5 protein-coding genes are annotated in these 2938 nt (G+C 60.2%); 2 read left to right on the top strand and 3 right to left on the bottom strand.

Annotated elements, in window-relative coordinates; all coding sequences use genetic code 11:
- Positions 1–31: 31 nt before the first annotated feature.
- Positions 32–859 (bottom strand): 3'(2'),5'-bisphosphate nucleotidase CysQ, encoded by an 828-nt coding sequence (gene cysQ / locus OC610_RS24610; RefSeq protein WP_264431564.1) that lies wholly within the window; start codon positions 857–859, stop codon positions 32–34.
- Complete coding sequence (gene nudE, locus OC610_RS24615) at positions 856–1422, bottom strand: ADP compounds hydrolase NudE (RefSeq protein ID WP_264431567.1); 567 nt, start codon at positions 1420–1422, stop codon at positions 856–858. Before nudE ends, cysQ begins: the two co-directional genes overlap by 4 nt.
- 88 nt (positions 1423–1510) lie before the next feature.
- On the opposite strand from nudE, the gene yrfG reads away from it, so the two are divergent.
- Entirely contained in the window at positions 1511–2173 is a 663-nt protein-coding gene (yrfG, locus tag OC610_RS24620) for a GMP/IMP nucleotidase (protein ID WP_264431569.1), read from the top strand.
- A gap of 112 nt (positions 2174–2285) precedes the next feature.
- On the opposite strand, the gene lysM is transcribed toward yrfG, so the two are convergent.
- Positions 2286–2735, bottom strand: coding sequence for a peptidoglycan-binding protein LysM (gene lysM, locus OC610_RS24625; RefSeq protein ID WP_264431571.1), 450 nt, complete (start codon positions 2733–2735; stop codon positions 2286–2288).
- Between the two features lie 134 nt (positions 2736–2869).
- Here lysM and OC610_RS24630 point away from each other — a divergent pair.
- Positions 2870–2938, top strand: a 69-nt coding sequence (locus tag OC610_RS24630) for a hypothetical protein (protein ID WP_264431573.1), incomplete at its 3' end; no start/stop codon positions are given.

Consider the following 2938-nt stretch of genomic DNA (forward strand, 5'->3'; position numbering starts at 1 on the left):
TAAATCCCCTCGCCACAAGTGGTATCTGATCCTAGGCGCGGGCGAGCTCCAACAACTTTCCACGCCATGCAGCCTTCGCCGGCAAAGCCAGGAACGAAGCATTCAACAACGACTCCCGCGGCGGATAGCAGAACGGTTCGCCGCCCAGGTCCAACACCTCGCCACCCGCTCCCTCCAATACGCCTTGGGCGGCGGCGGTGTCCCACTGGGACGTGGGCGCCAACCGTGGATAGCAATCCGCAGCCCCTTCGGCCAGCAGGCAGAACTTCAGAGAACTACCAATGTTGGTCAGTTGCAAGGCGCCAAGGCTCTCGCTCAAGCCAGCCAACAGGCGCTCCTGCTCCGGGCTGGTGTGGCGCCGACTGGCGACCACGGTGAAAGCGTCTCCAGGCGCCAATTCGTTACGCACCGTGACGGGAAAAGGCTCGGCGCCCCTATCGCCGCGCCAGGCGCCGAGCCCAGCGCCGCCGACATAAAAGCGGCCATTGGTGGGCATCGAAACCACGCCGAACACCACCCGCCCCTCTTCGACCAAGGCGATGTTGACGGTGAACTCTTCGCTGCCGGAAATGAATTCCTTGGTGCCATCCAGCGGGTCCACCAGCCACCAGCGTTTCCAGGTCGCGCGCACGCTCTGCGCAATATTGGCGTCCTCTTCGGAAAGGATCGGAATATCCGGCGCCAGCGCGGTCAATCCAGCGACGATGACATCGTGAGCAGCCATGTCGGCGGCAGTGACCGGTGATTCGTCAGCCTTGTGCACGACTTCCACATTGGCTCGCCAGAATGGCAGGATCGCCGCGCCGGCCTTGAGCGCCAGCTCGATCACCGGAGCAATCAGGGGATGGGGGTAATTCATGGCAGGTAGGCTCCGCGCTGGGTCAGCAGGTCGCGGGCCAGATACAACGCCGCCAAGGCCCGGCCTTCGGTGAATTGTGGGTTTTGCGCCAGGGCCGAGAGCTCGCCCAGATTGACCTTGTCCACGCGCATCGGCTCCGGCTCGTCGCCCTCCAACCGTTCTTCATACAGATCGGTTGCCAACACCACCTGAATTTTCTGGCTCATGTAGCCAGGCGACAATGACAGCTCGGTCAGGTGCTCCAGTTGTCGCGCGCCGAAACCGGCTTCTTCCTTGAGCTCCCGCTCAGCCGCCGCCAGCACGTCTTCCCCTGGCTCGATCAAACCTTTGGGCAGGGACAGTTCGTAGGCATCGGTGCCGCCGCAATACTCTTCCACCAATACCGCGTGGTCGGCGTCGAGCATCGCCACGATCATCACCGCGCCGTAGCCTGCGCCCTTGCTCGCCAGCCGCTCATAGGTACGCTCCACGCCATTGGAAAAACGCAACTGCAGTTCTTCCACACAAAACAGGCGGCTGGTGGCGACGATCCGTCGGTCGAGTATGGTGGGTTTCTGGCGCATAAACGGCTCCCTGGGCGATAGCGGGCTACTATACCCGGCCTATTCTGATTGTTTGTGTCGGATATCTGATTACCGCTGGAGAAGTTTGATGGCTTTATTGCCCTGGCACGAGATCGACACGGTGCTGTTGGACATGGACGGCACCCTGCTGGATCTGCATTACGACAACCATTTCTGGCTGGAGCACCTGCCCCAGCGCTACGCCGAACTGCATGGCGTCAGCCGCGCGATGGCCGAGATGGAGCTGCAACCGCTGTTCGAACGCAACGCCGGCCAGTTGCAGTGGTATTGCCTGGACTTCTGGAGCGCGGAACTGAAACTGCCGGTGCGCGAGTTGAAATTGGAAACCGCGCACCTGATCGCGTTGCGCCCGGACGCCGACACGTTCCTGGCGGCAGTCCAAAGGGCCGGCAAACGGGTCGTGATGATCACCAATGCCCATCGGGATTCGCTCTCACTGAAACTGGAACGGATCGAACTCGCCCCATATTTCGAACGATTGATCAGTTCCCACGACTACGGTTTCCCCAAGGAAAACCCGCAGTTCTGGGACGCCCTGCAAGCCGACCTGGACTTCGACCCCGCCCGCAGCCTGTTCATTGACGATACCTTGCCGGTATTGCGCAGCGCCCGGGATTTTGGCGTCGCGTACCTGCTGGCGGTCAGCGAACCGGACAGCCGCAAAGGGCCGAAGGATACGGGGGAGTTCGAGGCGGTCGGGGATTATCGGGATTTGATTGCCGGGCTTTGAACCGCACTGCCCTCATCGCGAGCAAGCTCGCTCCCACAGAGGTTTTTGGTTCGCCGCGAAACCATTGTGGGAGCGAGCTTGCTCGCGATGAAGGCGCCACAAATGTGGGGGGTTAGTCAGGAATGCGCAGCACTTGGCCCGGATAGATCTTGTCCGGGTGTTTCAGCATCGGCTTGTTGGCTTCGAAAATCTTGTTGTATTTGTTCGCGTCCTGATAGACCCGCTTGGAAATGGCACTCAAGGTGTCGCCCCTCTCAACGGTGACGAACCTGGCCGCCGCAGCAACCGGCCCGGTGACCGTGATCTGGTCATCCACGCCGCTGATACCGGCAACGTTGCCCAGCGCCAAAAGGATTTTTTCCTTTTCCTCCTGCGTCGCGGCTTCGCCGGTGGCAATGACTTTTTCACCCTCGACTTTTATCTGGATCCTGGAAGTATCTATACCTGTCAGGGCATCTTGTACGTGCTTGGTCAGCGCCTCGCTGTTGGCTTCAGCCTTGTCGGGCGTCAGCGCATCAAGAATTTTTTCACCGGCATCTTTTAAAAAACTGAAAAGGCTCATGGTTGTCTCTCCCTGGGTTCAAATGTCCAGACGCAAAGCCTAGACCAAGCCCACCGAACCCGCTCCCCAACCGACCGATGACCCCGCCACGCGCAAGCGCTAGAATCCCAACCTTCAAGCGCCCTGGAGCGAAGATGGACATCAAGCAACTGAAATTTCTCATTGCGCTCGACGAAACCCGTCACTTCGGCCAGGCCGCCGCT

This window comes from Pseudomonas agronomica, from assembly GCF_025917275.1.
Taxonomy (GTDB): Bacteria; Pseudomonadota; Gammaproteobacteria; order Pseudomonadales; family Pseudomonadaceae; genus Aquipseudomonas; species Aquipseudomonas agronomica.